This window comes from Peribacillus sp. S4, assembly GCF_046715815.1.
Taxonomy (GTDB): Bacteria; Bacillota; Bacilli; order Bacillales; family DSM-1321; genus Peribacillus; species Peribacillus frigoritolerans.
The window spans coordinates 3802656-3819232 of record NZ_CP175708.1; the positions used below are offsets into that span (position 1 = coordinate 3802656).

The 16577-nt window shown below is 42.4% G+C and carries 14 protein-coding genes; 3 read left to right on the forward strand and 11 right to left on the reverse strand.

Annotation, left to right across the window (positions count from 1 at the left end; all coding sequences use genetic code 11):
• Positions 1 to 216: 216 nt before the first annotated feature.
• The 9 genes from ACJ9PY_RS18090 to cymR form a co-directional block, all read right to left on the reverse strand.
• Positions 217 to 432 carry a hypothetical protein gene (locus ACJ9PY_RS18090; protein WP_034311361.1) on the reverse strand — a complete coding sequence of 72 codons (216 nt, stop codon included), beginning with the start codon at positions 430 to 432 and terminating at the stop codon, positions 217 to 219.
• A complete protein-coding gene (locus tag ACJ9PY_RS18095; RefSeq protein ID WP_176548612.1) occupies positions 422 to 880 on the reverse strand; it encodes a PRC-barrel domain-containing protein in 459 nt (152 codons plus the stop codon). The genes ACJ9PY_RS18090 and ACJ9PY_RS18095 overlap by 11 nt, the downstream gene beginning before the upstream one ends.
• A 363-nt stretch (positions 881 to 1243) precedes the next feature.
• Positions 1244 to 2014: a TPM domain-containing protein gene (locus tag ACJ9PY_RS18100; protein WP_411738669.1), complete on the reverse strand. Its 771-nt coding sequence runs from the start codon at positions 2012 to 2014 to the stop codon at positions 1244 to 1246.
• On the reverse strand, positions 2014 to 2583 hold the full coding sequence (locus tag ACJ9PY_RS18105) for a LemA family protein (RefSeq protein ID WP_372464783.1): 570 nt from the start codon (positions 2581 to 2583) through the stop codon (positions 2014 to 2016). Before ACJ9PY_RS18105 ends, ACJ9PY_RS18100 begins: the two co-directional genes overlap by 1 nt.
• Positions 2584 to 2665: 82 nt before the next feature.
• Complete coding sequence (locus tag ACJ9PY_RS18110; RefSeq protein ID WP_134782308.1) at positions 2666 to 5071, reverse strand: ATP-dependent RecD-like DNA helicase; 2406 nt, start codon at positions 5069 to 5071, stop codon at positions 2666 to 2668.
• A 36-nt stretch (positions 5072 to 5107) separates the two neighbouring features.
• Positions 5108 to 5773 (reverse strand): tetratricopeptide repeat protein, encoded by a 666-nt coding sequence (locus ACJ9PY_RS18115; RefSeq protein WP_063577666.1) that lies wholly within the window; start codon positions 5771 to 5773, stop codon positions 5108 to 5110.
• 121 nt (positions 5774 to 5894) lie between these two features.
• Positions 5895 to 7010 carry a tRNA 2-thiouridine(34) synthase MnmA gene (gene mnmA, locus ACJ9PY_RS18120; protein ID WP_034308651.1) on the reverse strand — a complete coding sequence of 372 codons (1116 nt, stop codon included), beginning with the start codon at positions 7008 to 7010 and terminating at the stop codon, positions 5895 to 5897.
• Positions 7011 to 7040: 30 nt separating this feature from the next.
• Complete coding sequence (locus ACJ9PY_RS18125; protein ID WP_098185720.1) at positions 7041 to 8186, reverse strand: cysteine desulfurase family protein; 1146 nt, start codon at positions 8184 to 8186, stop codon at positions 7041 to 7043.
• 60 nt (positions 8187 to 8246) lie between these two features.
• Positions 8247 to 8666 (reverse strand): cysteine metabolism transcriptional regulator CymR, encoded by a 420-nt coding sequence (cymR, locus tag ACJ9PY_RS18130; protein WP_034308657.1) that lies wholly within the window; start codon positions 8664 to 8666, stop codon positions 8247 to 8249.
• A 272-nt stretch (positions 8667 to 8938) separates the two neighbouring features.
• Here cymR and ACJ9PY_RS18135 point away from each other — a divergent pair, with 272 nt between their 5' ends.
• Positions 8939 to 10210, forward strand: coding sequence for a replication-associated recombination protein A (locus ACJ9PY_RS18135; protein WP_369315707.1), 1272 nt, complete (start codon positions 8939 to 8941; stop codon positions 10208 to 10210).
• Positions 10211 to 10701: 491 nt separating this feature from the next.
• Here the strand turns inward: ACJ9PY_RS18135 and ACJ9PY_RS18140 are convergent, their stop codons facing one another.
• Positions 10702 to 11106: a hypothetical protein gene (locus ACJ9PY_RS18140; protein ID WP_411738670.1), complete on the reverse strand. Its 405-nt coding sequence runs from the start codon at positions 11104 to 11106 to the stop codon at positions 10702 to 10704.
• 153 nt (positions 11107 to 11259) lie between these two features.
• Between ACJ9PY_RS18140 and ACJ9PY_RS18145 the strand changes: the two genes are divergently transcribed.
• Together ACJ9PY_RS18145 and ACJ9PY_RS18150 are read left to right on the forward strand one after the other, a co-directional pair.
• A complete protein-coding gene (locus ACJ9PY_RS18145; protein ID WP_411738671.1) occupies positions 11260 to 11544 on the forward strand; it encodes a hypothetical protein in 285 nt (94 codons plus the stop codon).
• Between the two features lie 1312 nt (positions 11545 to 12856).
• The gene (locus tag ACJ9PY_RS18150) at positions 12857 to 14926 is read left to right on the forward strand and encodes a hypothetical protein (protein WP_411738672.1); all 2070 of its coding nucleotides are present in this window, start codon (positions 12857 to 12859) and stop codon (positions 14924 to 14926) included.
• A 66-nt stretch (positions 14927 to 14992) separates the two neighbouring features.
• On the opposite strand, the gene ACJ9PY_RS18155 is transcribed toward ACJ9PY_RS18150, so the two are convergent.
• Positions 14993 to 16156 carry an acyltransferase family protein gene (locus ACJ9PY_RS18155; RefSeq protein ID WP_411738673.1) on the reverse strand — a complete coding sequence of 388 codons (1164 nt, stop codon included), beginning with the start codon at positions 16154 to 16156 and terminating at the stop codon, positions 14993 to 14995.
• Positions 16157 to 16577 lie beyond the last annotated feature (421 nt).

Consider the following 16577-nt stretch of genomic DNA (forward strand, 5'->3'; position numbering starts at 1 on the left):
CCCCGCTCATTTATTCTTCGAAAGGCGGAAGGTTTTCATACATAAAAAAGAGTGCCCTCATTATCAGGACACCCATTCCTGCTATAATAATGACTTTAATCTTTTGCGTATTTTCTTCATGTTCCGTTTGATCATCTTCGAGTTCATCAAGTCCGAACCCATATTCATTAGAGTATTGCGTGAACGTCTAGCCATTGCAAACACCTCTTCCGTTATTTACATACCGAAGCGGCGGTCATTTTCCTCAAACAAATCGTCCAATGAGCTTAAACTTCCATCTTCCTCGACTTGGTGCGTATTGATGAGCCCTTCGGACAGAGTCATTTCAATAAAGCAATTCCAACAATAATATTGATTTACGCCAATCTTCCCAACATCTTTACTGCGGCAATTCGGACATTTAATTTCCAAAATGGACACCTCACTGTTCATAAACTGAAACAATGATGGTATCCTTCCCTAATGCAGGCGGCTGTTTTGATTCTATCACTGTCGACTCCGAGAAAAACCCATCCGTTGTTTCATACGCTATAATCGTGCCCATTTTTTCCTTGAAATATACATCCTGCAGTAAACCAAGTTCTTCGCCCATTTCTGAAAACAGCATGCGTCCCAATACTTCGTCCTTCGAAAGGCAAATGGAATCCGCAGGCACTTTCCTTAAGGTTGAATCTTGGTGGCTGATGACGATCCCATCTGGTCCGAATGAAGAAATCTCGTCAAGTTTCAAATGAAAAGCTCTTTTGAACAATGCTTGCTGATGAACGACCAAGCCCGTTACCTGTCCCATTTCGGAAATTGATAAATCGTGGACCGTACCGATTCTTTCTCCTTTGATTGTGAAAACCGGCATTCCTTTCAATAAAGAAAACGTCCGCAAGGTCATCCCGCCTTTCCGAACATTTTTATTATCTCTTTACTACTGAAAATAGATGTGCTGAAAGGTTTTCCATTGTTGGTCCGACACAGGGGCCATACATAAAAAAAGGCTGTTTTCACATACTTTGTTGCTATTTACCAGGTAGTGAGTTGTGGTTGATTTCCCCTCCAGATGCTCGCTTTCCGCGGGGCGGGCGGTGAGCCTCCTCGGCGTAAACGCCTGTGGGGTCTCACCTGTCCCGCTGCTCCCGCAGGAGTCTCGCACTTTCGCTCCAATCAACCTTAAATAGTTTCGTTTTAAAAACAACAATCTTTACGAAATGAGCCTAAAAAAAAGACCGGTTTCCCGGTCAGATCCACTGCTTTACCAGCCCCTGCTGGCACCTCCGCCGCCGGAACTTCCTCCGCCGCCGCCCCGTGGACCGCCGCTTCCGCCTCCACGGCCGCCGCCGCCGCGACTTATGAATATCAAAAGGATATTGATTAGCGTTTGAAGGAAAAACCCTTTAAAGAACTTGGCATCGAGGATGAATATGATGATGACGACGATGATAATGAGGAAAATCTGTAAACCTGATGGCTGAAAGGTTTCTGACTCGGGCTGAACGGAGAGATCTTGATAAAACTCGTCACCTAGGTTGTATTCTTTCGTGACGTCATTATATACAGCCTTATAGGTCTCCGTCAGGGCAACATCATATTTACCCTTTTTCAGCGCGGGGATAGCCACATCATCCAAAATCTGTCCAGATTTTATATCGGTGATGGCCCCTTCCAAACCGTACCCCACTTCAATACGGATTTTCTGTTCTTCCATGGCCAGCACGATGAGGACTCCATTGTTCAGCTCTGCATCACCAAGCTTGAATGATCTTAATGCCTCGACCGAGTACTCCTCGATCTCGGATCCTTCCATCGAATCAACCGTCAAAATGGAAATTTGTGCTTTTGTGGCATCATCCAATCGTTTCCCAAGTTCGATGAGTTCCGATTTTTCCTGATCATCCAGGACTCCAGCGAAGTCCTGAACATATATATCCCCAACTGGTTCAGGAATGTTAGGTTGTGCTGCGGCCACGTTTGCTAAACTGAACGTGAGAATGAAGAATAGCGCAAACACAGCGAGTTTTTTCATTATTTATCGCTCCCGAAATCAACCTTTGGCGTTTCTTTTTCTTGATCGGTCACTTCAAAATATGGTTTGGCATCGAACCCGAACGCTCCTGCCATCATATTCTTCGGAAAGCGTTTAATCATCTTATTATAGTTGGTAACTTCATCATTATAATCTTTTCGTGCTACCGTAAGCCGATTTTCCGTGCCTTCCAAACTATCCATGAGGCCCTTAAAGTTCTCATTGGCCTTTAAGTCCGGATAGTTCTCGACAACAACCAAAAGACGGCTCAAGGCCCCGCTCAATTCTTGATCGGCTTCAATTGCATCTTCGGTCGAATTGGCACCTGCCAGCTTCGAGCGTGCATCACTCACCGCTTTAATGGCTTCCGTTTCATGCGAGGCATAACCCTTCACCGTTTCAACAAGATTCGGAATCAAATCCGCTCTTCGTTTTAATTGGTTATCCACCTGTGACCATTTATTATCGACGTCTTCACTGGCACTAACAAGTCCGTTGTACGAAGATGCGCCATAAATGACCAGTAAAACGACAACGACTATCCCGATTATCCAACCCTTTTTCATCAAATCCCCCCTGCTTACATATAAGTTATATCCTTATTAGTTCCACCAAAACCATGAATTTTAAACAAAATCAATCAAAAAGTACCTACATAAAATCATATGGCGTGACATTCTCCATCCCGATCATCGGGTCAGCATGCATAAGAATATCAAGATAACTTGCCTCTTGATGCACCTCTCCCTTTTCAACCGGCATTTCTTCTTCACTCAAGATCTCCCTCAGCTTTTCACGCAAAGTCGTTTTCCGGCGCATCTCATCATTACGTTCGATCCCTAAACGGAATGCATCTTCTTCACCACATAGGATCAAGAAATTTTTACTGCGGGTAATCGCCGTATACAATAAATTACGGCGGAGCATCCGGTAATAACTTTTCACTACAGGTAAAATGACGATGGGGAATTCGCTTCCCTGCGACTTATGGATGGAGCAGCAATAGGCATGTGTGATCTGGTTCAAATCCTGCTTCGTGTAAGTCACTTCGATGCCTTCGAACGATATGATCACTTTATCGACAGAATCGGTATTTTCTTTAGCGAACAATATGGACACGATTTCCCCCATATCGCCATTAAAGACACCCTCCTCTGGCTGGTTCACCAGTTGAAGCACCTTATCTCCGGTTCTGTATATCACATCGCCGAATTTTATTTCCCGCCGCTTTTCATTCGCATTGCTATTGAACACTTCCTGAAGCATTTTATTCAGTGCATCAATTCCGGCAGGCCCTCTATACATGGGAGCCAGCACCTGGATATCTTTGGCCGTGAAGCCTTTCGTCCTGGCATTGGCAACCACTTTCTCGATCACTTGGGGGATTTGATTGGTTTGGCAGCGAATGAACGATCGATCTTCCTGCTGTTTCGTGACATCATCCGGAAGCCTTCCTTTTTTGATTTCATGGGCCAATTCAATGATCGATGACCCATCAGCTTGACGATATATATGTTCGAGACTGACAGTCGGTACACAATTCGATGCAAGCAAATCCTTTAAAACCTGCCCAGGTCCAACAGATGGCAGCTGATCTTCATCACCAACCAAAATCACCTGGACATTTTCCGGCAGAGCTTTAAATAATTGATGGGCCAGCCACGTATCCACCATCGAAACCTCATCGATGATCACGATACGGCCATCCAGCTGATTATCCTCATCATGGGAAAAGCCTTCACTTCCGTTCCACCCCAGCAAACGGTGGATCGTGACTGCGGGGAGCCCCGTCGACTCGGCCATGCGTTTCGCTGCACGGCCAGTAGGAGCCGCAAGTACAAATGGAAAGGGATCGCTTCCTTCTTTTTTATAATCGTTAATGTCCATGGATACACCATGCAGCTCTGCATATAGCTCAACGATGCCTTTGATGACTGTTGTCTTACCGGTACCAGGTCCCCCAGTCAAGATTAACATCGGCGATTGCAAGGCTGTCTGGATCGCTTCCTTTTGGGCCGGGGCATAGGAAACATCCAGCCGCTCTTCCAGCTCCCCAAGTGCCAGCAAGAACTCCGATTCGGGGAACTGGTCCTCATACTCGGTTTGAGCAAGCAGCCGCTTAATGTTCATCACGATTCCCTTTTCCGAATAGAATAGCGAAGGCGGATAAATTCGTTGATCCTCGACAACGATTTTCCCCTCTTGCGTCAATTCGATTATTTCCGAGGAAATGTTGGTGAACTCAATACGATCCCGTTTATTTTCCTCCAGCAGCCGTTTGACCGCTTCCAAAAGCTGCTCGGCTTCTATGTATATATTTCCGTCCTGGAGGCATTGGGATTCAAGCGTATACAAGCACGCAGCCTTGATTCGGTCGGGGTGGCTGCCGGAAATGCCCAGCTGATGCCCAAGCTCATCCGCCCGTCCAAACCCAATCCCTTCAATATCCTCTACGAGCTTATACGGATTCCCCTGAACCATCGTGATCGTATCCTGCTTATACATTTGATAAATTTTCATCGACAGCTGCGGACCGAAGCCATATTGATTCAAGGCGATCATCACCTGCTCCAGACCTTGATGCTCGACTAATGTATCATAGAGGCCTTTTGCCTTTTCCCCTGATAGCTTCGGGATATCATCAAGCAGCGAAGGCTGAGCCAGAATTTTTGAAATGGCCTTATCACCCAGTGTCTCAACAATGCTTTCGGCTGTTTTTTTCCCAATGCCCTTGAAAAGGTCACCTGATAAATAACTGACGATGCCTTCCTTGGATTGAGGCAGATCCTTGCGAAAATGCTCTACATGGAATTGAAGGCCAAAACGCGGATGTTCCTTCATGGCCCCATAAAAAATATAGATCTCATCCTCATGCATCCTTGGAAAATAACCTGTTACGACCGCTTCCTTCTCTTCATAATCCAGATTCGTTTCATGCACACGAATTCTCACAACCGAGTACATATTTTCTTCATTATGAAAGATCGTCACTAAATGACTGCCTTTCATGAACTTTTTCTCTTCTGAAAACAAATCCAACGAATCTTGCTGGCTCAACTCTTCTCCCCACCTTTCCATGCATATGCTTTTTATTTACTCAGCATTCATTTCTTCCATCAGTTTCTTACCGTGCGCAGCAAGCATATGGTCAGGCTGTGCTTCCAAAGCCTTATCAAAATAAACCATCGCGGCTTTCGCATCCTCACGATACCCTGCAAACGCAACACCTAAATTATAATAAGCATCCGCATGGCCCGGATCCTGTTCCACAACTTTATTCAGTTGATTGATCAATTCATCATACAATTCCGCATTAGCAAGACATAACGCATATTGGAATCTTGCATCAACATCCTCAGGGCTCAGCTCCACCGTTCTCTGCAGATAAGGCATCGCCAATTTCGGTTGATCCAATGCCATCAATGTCAATCCAAGCATGAAGTAAGCATCGCTGTTATCCAAGCCTAGACGGATGGCCTTTTCAAACATATCCTTCGCTTCGACCAATTTAGAATCGGATTCATAATATAAGTTTCCTAATGAATAGTACGCCGCTGCTGCATTTTCATCCAGCTCGATCGCCTTTTTGTAAAACTTGACCGCTTTATCCGTTTCACCCACGGCAGTCAATACATTCCCAAAGTTTATGTAAGCAACAGGCTCATTCGGATTTTCCTCGATCGCCTCATTAAAAACTTTCGCCGCTTCTTCGTATTTCCCTTGCTGCATAAATTCAATACCTTGTTGATTCTTATCCATATCCATTCACACTCCATTTTTATATTAAAAAGTATAGCATAAGCCAGTGGTCGAATTCAGGCGGTCACCCGCAATCCAAAAGAAGTCCCCAACCGCAAACACAGCTGGGGACATGATTATTTTACCCTACGTAAGTCAGTTTTTCACCTTTTTTAAATACTTCATCAATCGTACCGCCGCCAAGGCACACTTCACCATCATAGAAGACGACTGCTTGTCCAGGTGTGATCGCACGGACTGGCTCGTCAAAGATGACTTCGACATCACCATTGTCCAAGACCTTCACCTTAACACCGCTATCGTCCTGACGGTACCTGAATTTTGCCGTGCATGTGAATTCATCGGCAGGCGCATGTTCCGCTACCCAGCTGACATTGACTGCACGAAGGGAATTGGAATACAGCACATCATTATCAAAGCCTTGACACACATACAATACATTGCGCTTCAAGTCTTTTCCCGCAACAAACCAAGGATCGCCGCTGCCGCCAATTCCCAGACCGTGACGCTGACCGATCGTGTAATACATCAATCCGTCATGCTTGCCCATTACCTTGCCATCCATCGTGACCATATCACCCGGCTGAGCTGGGAGGTAATTGCTTAAAAACTCTTTGAAATTGCGTTCACCGATAAAACAGATTCCTGTAGAATCTTTTTTCGTTGCCGTGGCAAGACCCGCTTCTTTCGCAATTTCACGGACTTCCTTCTTATCAATATGTCCAAGCGGAAACATGACTTTTTCCAACTGTTCTTGAGTAAGCTGGTTCAAGAAGTACGTTTGATCTTTATTATTATCGACACCGCGCAGCATTTTGTATTCGCCATCCCGGTATTCAACCTGTGCGTAATGACCTGTAGCCACATAGTCGGCACCAAGGCTTACCGCATGTTCAAGAAAAGCCTTGAACTTGATTTCCTTATTGCACATTACATCCGGATTCGGGGTACGGCCCGCTTTATACTCATCCAGGAAATAAGTGAAAACTTTATCCCAATACTGCTTCTCGAAATTGACCGCATAATAAGGGATGCCGATTTGATTACAAACGGCAATTACATCATTGTAATCTTCGGTTGCCGTACAGACTCCGTTTTCATCTGTATCATCCCAGTTCTTCATGAAAATCCCGACCACATCATAGCCTTGATTCTTCAATAGCAGGGCTGACACAGAAGAATCCACGCCTCCTGACATACCCACGACGACGCGGGTGTCCTGTGGTGCTTTTCTCATTCTGTCACCTCATTTATTTTAAAGTAAGAATTATCTTCTCACTAATCTATTAACGATTTTAACGGTGGTTTCTGCCGCCTGCCTTACTTCCTCTTCCGTGTTGTTCAGACCGAAGCTGAAACGGATCGAATTCTTCGTCCGCTCCGAATCTTTCCCGAACATCGCCACAAGCACATGCGACGGATCGATTGACCCGGCAGTACAAGCGGATCCGCTCGATACAGCAACACCTGCCAAGTCCATATTTACGAGCATCGATTCCACATTCGTACCCGGAAAACTAACATTCAGCAAATGCGGCAGCGACTGTTCCATGGATCCGTTAATTTCATATTGTACATCCGCCTCATCAAAGACGGCAAGCAATACGTCTTTGAATCGCTTGTATTGCTCCTTTTTCTTTTCCATCGTGCTCTGTGCAATTGAAACAGCTTCTGAAAAACCGGCAATTGCCGGTACACTCTCCGTACCAGCACGGCGCTTGCGTTCTTGCTCCCCGCCATATAAATGCGGATTCAGCTTCAACCCTTCACGAATGTAAAGAAAGCCAATTCCCTTGGGACCGTTGATTTTATGCGCGGATACACTAAGCAAATCCACACCCAGCTCACGAACGTCGATAGAGATCAAACCATATGCCTGGACCGCATCCGTATGGAAAATGGCTTGATGACCCTTGAGCACCTGCCCTATTTCAGCAATCGGCTGGATCGTACCCACCTCATTATTGCCGAACATGACCGAAACCAAAATCGTGTCGTCCCTCAATGCCGCCTTTAAATCGGCAATTGAAATAAGCCCCGCCTCATTCACAGGTAAATATGTGACCTCAAAGCCAGACTTCTCAAGGTATTGGCAAGTATGCAAGACCGCATGATGCTCAATCTCCGTCGTAATGATGTGCTTCCCTTGTTCTTTATAAGCATTCGCAACACCAATGATCGCCGTATTATCAGCCTCGGTTCCGCCGCTGGTGAAAATGATTTCATTCCGCCCAGCACCGATGCTCGCTGCAATACTCGAACGCGCCTCATCCAAAACATGCCGCGCCTCCCGTCCGAAAGCATGAATGCTCGACGGATTTCCGAAATCATTGCTCATGACCCTCATCATCACATCGATCACATTCGGATGCATCGGTGAAGTCGCAGCATGATCTAAATATATTCTGTCCACTTTTTTGTCGCCTCCATTAAAAAACGCAAGCGCCTACATAATAGGCGCATTGCTGATCATTTAAATATAGTACATATAAGAATCGATTTCACCCGTATCCTTGTAGCTCGCCAAATCCATAAGCGTCGTATTATCCAATACATCCTTCACGGCATCGCGAATCCTGATCCAAAGCTGACGCTTCACCGGCTCTTCATCCTCGATTCCCTCAACAGGCGTAATCGGCCCTTCCAATACACGAATGACATCACCTGAAGTAATCTCCTGAGGATCTTTAGACAGGACATACCCGCCATACGCACCGCGGACACTCTTCACCAATCCCGCATTACGAAGCGGCGCAATCAACTGCTCCAAATAATGCTCCGACAAATTATGCGTCTGGGCAATCGATTTCAAACTCTTTGGGCCTTCTCCATAATGTTTAGCAAGCTCGATCATGATCGTCAAACCATAACGGCCTTTAGTAGATATCTTCATACATATACACCTCAAATTATTTATCCGTTTCTAAATTCTTTTGAAATTATAGCATATTCCCGCCGGAATTGCATTCACCCGCCCTTCCTTTGTCAAATTATCCTAATTGGAGAGGTAGGATAAGTGGAAATAAAGAATGAAATGTAAACCGTTCGAGGGGATGATCGAATTATTCGAGACTGCCATAATAGGAAATCACCCTCTTTTTATAGCATAATCAGCGCATTTCCCCCATCAGTTGTGATACCTTATATAAAAAGGAGAGGTGCGCAATGAATATAAAACCGCTTGCTTTCCGGATGCGGCCTCGATCGATTGATGAGATCATCGGGCAGGAGCATCTGGTCGGTGAAGGAAAAATTATCGCAAGGATGGTCAAAGCCAAGCAGCTTTCTTCCATGATCCTGTATGGTCCCCCGGGAATTGGCAAGACATCGATCGCAAGTGCGATTGCCGGAAGCACGAAGTTTGCGTTCCGGACGCTGAACGCAGTGACCAATAATAAAAAGGATATGGAAATCGTTGCAGCCGAAGCTAAAATGTCCGGTAAAGTGATTCTGCTGCTTGATGAGGTTCATCGGCTCGATAAGGCGAAGCAGGATTTCCTATTGCCTTATCTTGAAAACGGGATGATCACCCTTATCGGTGCAACGACCAGCAATCCCTATCATGCCATCAACCCGGCCATCAGAAGCCGGTGCCAGATTTTCGAGCTCAAATCATTGGTAACCGAGGATATAACCAAAGCGCTGGAACGGGCACTTCATGATGAAGAGCGGGGACTTGGTGCATATGAAACCGAGGTCAGCTATGATGCCCTTACCCATTTCGCGACTGCTTCGAATGGAGATGTCCGCAGTGCCCTTAACGCACTTGAGCTCGCCGTCATTTCCACAGAACCCGATGAGTCCGGAACCATTCATATAGATCTGCAAATTGCCGAGGAATGCATGCAGAAAAAAAGCTTCTCGCATGACAAGGATGGAGATGCCCATTATGATGTCCTGTCCGCTTTCCAAAAATCAATTCGCGGCAGTGATGTGAATGCCGCCCTTCATTATTTGGGTCGCTTAGTCGAAGCCGGCGATCTTGTAAGCATCGCCCGCCGTTTGGTAGTCATCGCTTACGAAGACATAGCTCTTGCCAATCCCCAGGCTGGCCCCAGGGCCCTCGCTGCAGTCGAAGCCGCTGAACGACTCGGTTTCCCAGAAGCCCGGATCCCACTTGCCAACTCAGTGATCGAGTTATGCCTATCACCTAAATCGAACACGGCCATTGTCGCAATCGATGCAGCCCTATCAGACATTCGCAGCGGCCATAGCGGCGATGTACCAGATCATCTTAAGGATGCCCATTACAAAGGGGCCACAGAACTCGGCCGCGGCATCGACTACCTTTATCCGCATGACTACGAAAATGGCTGGGTGAAACAGCAATACTTACCGGACAAACTGCGCAGCAAAAAATATTACAAACCGAAAAAGAGCGGGAAATTTGAACAAGCACTTGCCTCGGTCTATGAAAATATCGAGAAAAAGAAATAACTCCGGATCACTTCAAATCCGGAGTTTTTTTATTATGATGTTGACAAAACTGCCTCCCCATTGTTCATTCATCATCCCGCACTGATCATCCCACTAATCTAACGGACGCAAACTAAATTGAGCACGGACCAGTTTTTTGGTTTGTAAACAGAAAAGTGTACAGCCACATTCCACTTCTATTAAAATCCAAACTGCATGAATCTTTCCAAAGAGTTCCAGTTCAATATATTGACCATTATCCCGCAAAAAACCCCAGTAAACCATTGTGTTTTAATCATCCATAGGCAATATGTACAATTGTCAGCCAAACACTCCGGCTAGGTCCTTTCTTAAGAAACCGCTTAAGCTAAATTCCCTTTGAATTGCCTTGCTTGGCCAATTTTTCCCGTATCTAGTAAATGGATTACAATCCTAGCGTCAATTATGAGTCTAGCGGCATGTCCTTTTACAAAAGAAGGCACAACAACTCTTTGGTTGCTGTACCTGTATGGTCAATCTTCGTCTTTATAGATACCCTTCGATGCTTTAATCATATTTTCCAGCCACATTTTCTTAAATACATTCACACGACGAGGAGTGCCATTTCCCTCACCCTCAGCTGAATTTTCAGTTTCCTCTTCTGTGGCCCCGGAAAGGATTTCATTTGAACTGCTTTCATCTGTTGAACTTTCCGTTGAACTGCTTTCATCTGATGAGCTTTCCGTTGAACTGCTTTCATCTGATGAGCTTTCCGTTGAACTGCTTTCATCTGATGAACTTTCCGGTGAATCACTTTCGTACGATGAGCTTTCCGGTGAATCACTTTCGTACGATGAGCTTTCCGGTGAATCACTTTCGTACGATGAGCTTTCCGGTGAATCACTTTCATACGAGGAACTTTCCGTTGTATATTCCATTTATTCTTTAACCTCCAAAATTTATTTATCCTCTAGGGATATCCGTACTGCATATATATGTTCCTACTTTCTAATAGGGACTTTGCTTATCACCCATTTTTAAGTAAATCTCCGTTCTAATTTAACTAGTTGTTAAATCTGATTAGCTTTCAGTTGAACTACTTTCATCATCTGATTGGCTTTCCGTTAAATCACCCTCGTCTGATGAGCACACTCTCGTACGATGAGCTTTCTGCTGAATCACATTCGTATGATGAGCTTTCCGCTGAATCACATTCGTATGATGAGCTTTCCGCTGAATCACATTCGTATGATGAACTTTCAGTTGAATCACTTTCGTATGATGAGCTTTCCGTTGAATCACTTTCGTATGATGAGCTTTCCGTTGAATCACTTTCGTATGATGAACTTTCAGTTGAAAATTCCATTAGTGCTTAGCCTCCAAGACTTATTTATTCTTTAAGGATATCCGTATCATATATATGCGCCTTCTTTCTTGGAGGGACTTTGCTTATCACCCATTTTGAAGGAACACTCTCCATCCATTTTGACTGGTCCAATTCATTAGATTCATAGTTTTTCTCATTCCAAACAAAAAAAGTAACCACGGACTCTTTTCCGAAGCTACTTTATTATTCCTTCATATTAGCTATGATGTCCCTTTAGCCAACCGATCACTGATTTCCCACTAGATTCTCGAAGACCCTCGACACTTTCCTTAGAGATGATCTCGCCATACATAAGAAGCCATAATCCGGTTTCGCAAGACCCACATTCAGTTTGAGTAAGGTTGATCATGCAGGTATATTTCTGGACCAATTTGTACGTGACAATGTGGCAGCAGGTATCACTGGTCAAATGAACTGAATCTACTTCTTAGAATCGAACAAAGCTCCTGTCTTCACTGGTGCTTGTGCTGCTGCAATTGACGTATACTGTTCAAACGATATCGGTGAAGGTGCTTTTTATACCTGGTATTGAAGGATCATCTAAGCCTGATATCATCGCGAAAAACTCTGATGGTGACAGCGCGGGTATATCTAACCCAATGAACCTATATAGCATAGTAGCATGGAAATCAGTATTCACAGCGTTACGTTTGGAAGGCAATTCTTCGTTACAAATCAGCAATTGTTTAGTGAAACCTATTAAGGTGAGGGCTTTGCGGCTCTACCTTTTTTATTTGAATTTTAAGTGGATTTTATAATGGCAGTTAAATCACAACTAGAGGTTAAAATAAGGAAATATTAAACGAGAAACATTACAAGTATCGAACGAAAGCGCAAATAATTTGATTGTAAGCTTAGGGAAACAGGTTGATGTAATCATCTATGCTTTCCAATCGCAGACTTTTACCACTTTAAAATGAATGCCCATACGGTCATTCATCTTTCGGGTGTAAGCTTCATATTATGAAAGTGCGAAGAAGGTCACCTCCCCTTACTGCACAGTTGGCGGATACTACGAAACAAGTTGAAGTTTTATCGGGACCCGCATAGAAGCATCTCTTGGATTGCTTCAGAAGGGCAACACATACACATTTACTCACCGGGTCAAATATCTGTGTATGTAGGTGTTGTACCTCAATTACCAGATGTAAACTTTCTTGAAGACAGCAACCAGTTTTACATTGTTATGTAACGCCAATGAGATATCTGCTGGATTAAGGTTGTTGCAATTTATAGATAAGTAGTTTCTTGGCTTTATCTGGAATCTAGAATTAGAGTATAGTTAATGAGAGGTGATTAATTTGGAACGAAGAAACTTCTTAGTAAACTTTTTACTTTGGATACTAGTTTCCTTTTTTGGATATACAATCAAAAAAGAAGGTGAGAATTTGAATTTATCAAAAACGGATGCAAGGATGGTTCTAGATCGAGATGGGACAAACATCTCAGTTAAAATTGGAAATATAAATGAACAGTTGTCAGAAACTCTGACAAACAATGAAACATATATAAAAGGAAATGTTTTTGATTACACCTCTTTGAATGATGCTAGATTAAGGGCTGTTAATAGTAAATCCAAGATACTAAATCTAGGTAGCAATAGGACATTTAGTATTGGAGCAAACACACTTGATTTCTCCGGCTTAATTGTTAAAGGGAACAACGTAATCCTTCAAGGTGGAGGAAAAACTGTTGTTAATGTATTAGGTTCTATCGGTAATTACCTACCATTAACTGCTGACGTTAATCGGGGGGATCAAACCGTATCTTCGACATTAGCACCGAGTTTGTCCCCCGGCGACTTAGTGAAAATAATAAGTGACGGGATTTTCTCTCAAGCAGAGCCAGACCGGAAACAAGGTGAGATGCATATTGTCCAATCGGTAACTGGTAAGCAAATTAAGTTTTCAGACTTGATGTTTGACAGTTATACCTTAGCTAATAACGCGAGAATCGCAAAGGTAAATCCGACTACATTTTCCATTTCAAACGGTGTGAAAATTAAAAACACCGCAACATCAGTTGATGAGGATAGGGGGATGTCAATAACTTATGCATACAGACCTAATGTTCAATGCTCTTTTGAGAGGTGTGGGTATGGTGGGTTATTTTTAAATGATTGTTATGCCCCAGTTGCTGATGTCGTAGTAAATGACGCAAGCCATACAGAAAGTCCTTCTGCTTTCACCTCATATGGAGTGAGTGTGAATAACGCTACTATGTATTCTCAAATTAAAGGAACCCTAAATTATTGTAGGCATTGTATAGCACATGGTGGCACTGAACTTGGTGGGGTAGCGTGGGAATCGACAGTTGAAGTAAAAGCTTCAGGAAATACAGATATAACCGGAAATGCCGTATTAGATGCACACGGTTCAACTGGAAGCGTTTATTTCTTCAATTGTAAAATAGATAATTCACTTATAGGGATTAAAGCTAATGCTAGATATAATTATATTAAAAATTGCTCAGGACGGGCTTCAATTGCGGGTGCCGAATTTGTGGTAGTATCCAAATCACCGGGTGCTTCAGTTGATACGTTAGCTGTGGATGGTTTGTACCTTGAGGGGTATGAATGGGCTGTAGAAACAAATCAACCAGTAAAAAATTTATCCATCAAGAATATTAAATCTAAGTGGGGGGTATCGATACGTTCTAATGTTACAAACTGGAATTTCTCTGATATCGATGTGCAGGAATGGGGGGTGGCAGTTTATGCTTCTGCAACAAATGTACCAGATACCCTCGAAGTTACTGATATTAAAGCAACTGGTATAGATCCTTTAAGTAGTGCAATATATATGATTTATGTAGAAAGTCCGGCTGTTAAGAACATGATTCTGGTGAACTGCCGTCAAAAAGATGTAAGTTGTTTAGCTCGTTGTTTAAATAACCTTGACTCCTTACAGTTATATAATTGCCAGTCTATTATGCCGAGAAGTGCTCATTTGTATTTTGATTCAACAACTATAACACGACTTGTTATTTCAGGGGGAGTATATAGAGATAATCAGCAAACAGGCACTACTCACGGAACTGTACTTAAGGGCGGAGTTATTACTGCAACCATTCAAGGTATTACAACATCAGGAACCAATTTGATTTATCTTATTTACGGGAAAGTGAGCACATTAATACACTTTGGTAATAGTTTCCATGCTTTTGCAGCGCTAGTTACAGCTTCTAGCCCTCCGCCTTTACACATAATAGGTGGGTCGTTAGGAAGTGTCAAAATTTATGCTGGGATCGGATCACCTGAATCGGTTGTTGAGGGTAGTATTGGAGATATATACACCCGGACAGACGGCGGCACTACTACTACGCTTTATGTTAAAACAGGCACAGGAAACACCGGATGGGTTGCAAAGTAGGCAATTTGTAAAAAAAATTAACGGAGACATTAATTATAAAATGTCTCCGTTAATAATGTTTAAAATTCAAATGATCTTACGTTCCTCAGTCCTTTCAGAGTGTTGAATTCGTTGAATTTTAACACCTGTGAAGAGGAACTTCCCTATTTTCGTTTTTCTTATTAAAACGAAATCTATAAGGTAAGCAACAAAAATAGAAGCGGCTAGAATGCACAAATATGAAATATAGCTAGAGGTATCTAGATATTCTAAATAATAATATGAAATTACAACAATTACAGGTTGGTGAAGCAGATAAATAGAATAAGAAGAATCAGATAAATACCTAAGTAACTTATTTGTTTTATTTAAAAATTTGTATAATATGTGCATTGTTAATAATAATGAGTAGTATTTTGCTATTGTTGTAAAAACCAGTCCTACAACAGTAACAAGTAAATTTTCACTATTTTGAGTTAAATACGTGGGTATAAAGGCTAATATTGCAACGATTATACTTGCAACTACTCTCTTTTTAGTGAAATTGAAGAACAGGTTACTGTATTTGTCCCAAAAGATATAAGTTAACGTCCCCATAATAAAATAAGGTAAAAACGTTCCGAAGTTACTAAATGGCAATAAATCATGACTTACAGGGGATACTTTTGTAATAACCATAAAAAATAAACTTGAACTAAACGAAAAAAGTATGAACAAAATGTCATTAGAGAGATATTTAAGGTTCGCCAGTCTTTCTTTCATACTTCTAAAACAGTCACTATTTTTTGTTATAAATTTATCGATAAAATACAACAGGAAACTATAAATCATAACTAAATATAAGAACCACAAATGAGCTAAGGAGAATGTATCGCTCCAAGGGGTTATTTTATGTACAACATCTACGAAGGTGGATGATCCTTTGAATAAGACATCTGTGTATAGGAACTGTATAAAAACAAAGGTGTATAATGTGGCCAGAAGTGGTACACCGAGCCTAAGTAGTTTATTTTTTGAAAAAGAATGAATGCTATATTTCTTAACTGAATAAATTGCAAAATATCCAGCAATAAACATAAACAAAGGCATTCTAAACAAACTTAAAATTTGGGTTAATAAATGAATACCGTCATTAAAATCCTCTGGATCTGAATTAATGTTCCAAGGTATTGAAAACACTAACCCAACATGATAGAAAAAACCAAGTATACTTGCTAACGCTTTGCCGTTATCAAAATAATGTAATCTCAAAAAAAGCCCTCCTGAATATTATCCTAAATGTTGCATTCCAATTATAACTTAGTAATGGGAGTTTTGTCGTTGAAAAATGGATAATAATTCTAATACAAATTATTTTATTTAGATATTACTACAACGTACTCCAACAGTGGCGGATTAATAAATAAATTCGAGGAAAAAGAAGATTAATTCATCGGAACATACTGCGAGGTACACACTCACGGACGGCCCCAGGCCGTCTATTTTTCTTATGCTGACAATGGTATAGTGGACAAATACTATAACTTACTTGCACAAAGGATGCTTGACTCATTAAAACGATCTGCAGATGTATTTTTTCTTTTTCATTATTATTTATTATCACCATGACTTTGTTATAACCATGCCTCCCTCTATAAGTTAAGTACCACTAGTAATACAGAAAGTAATTACA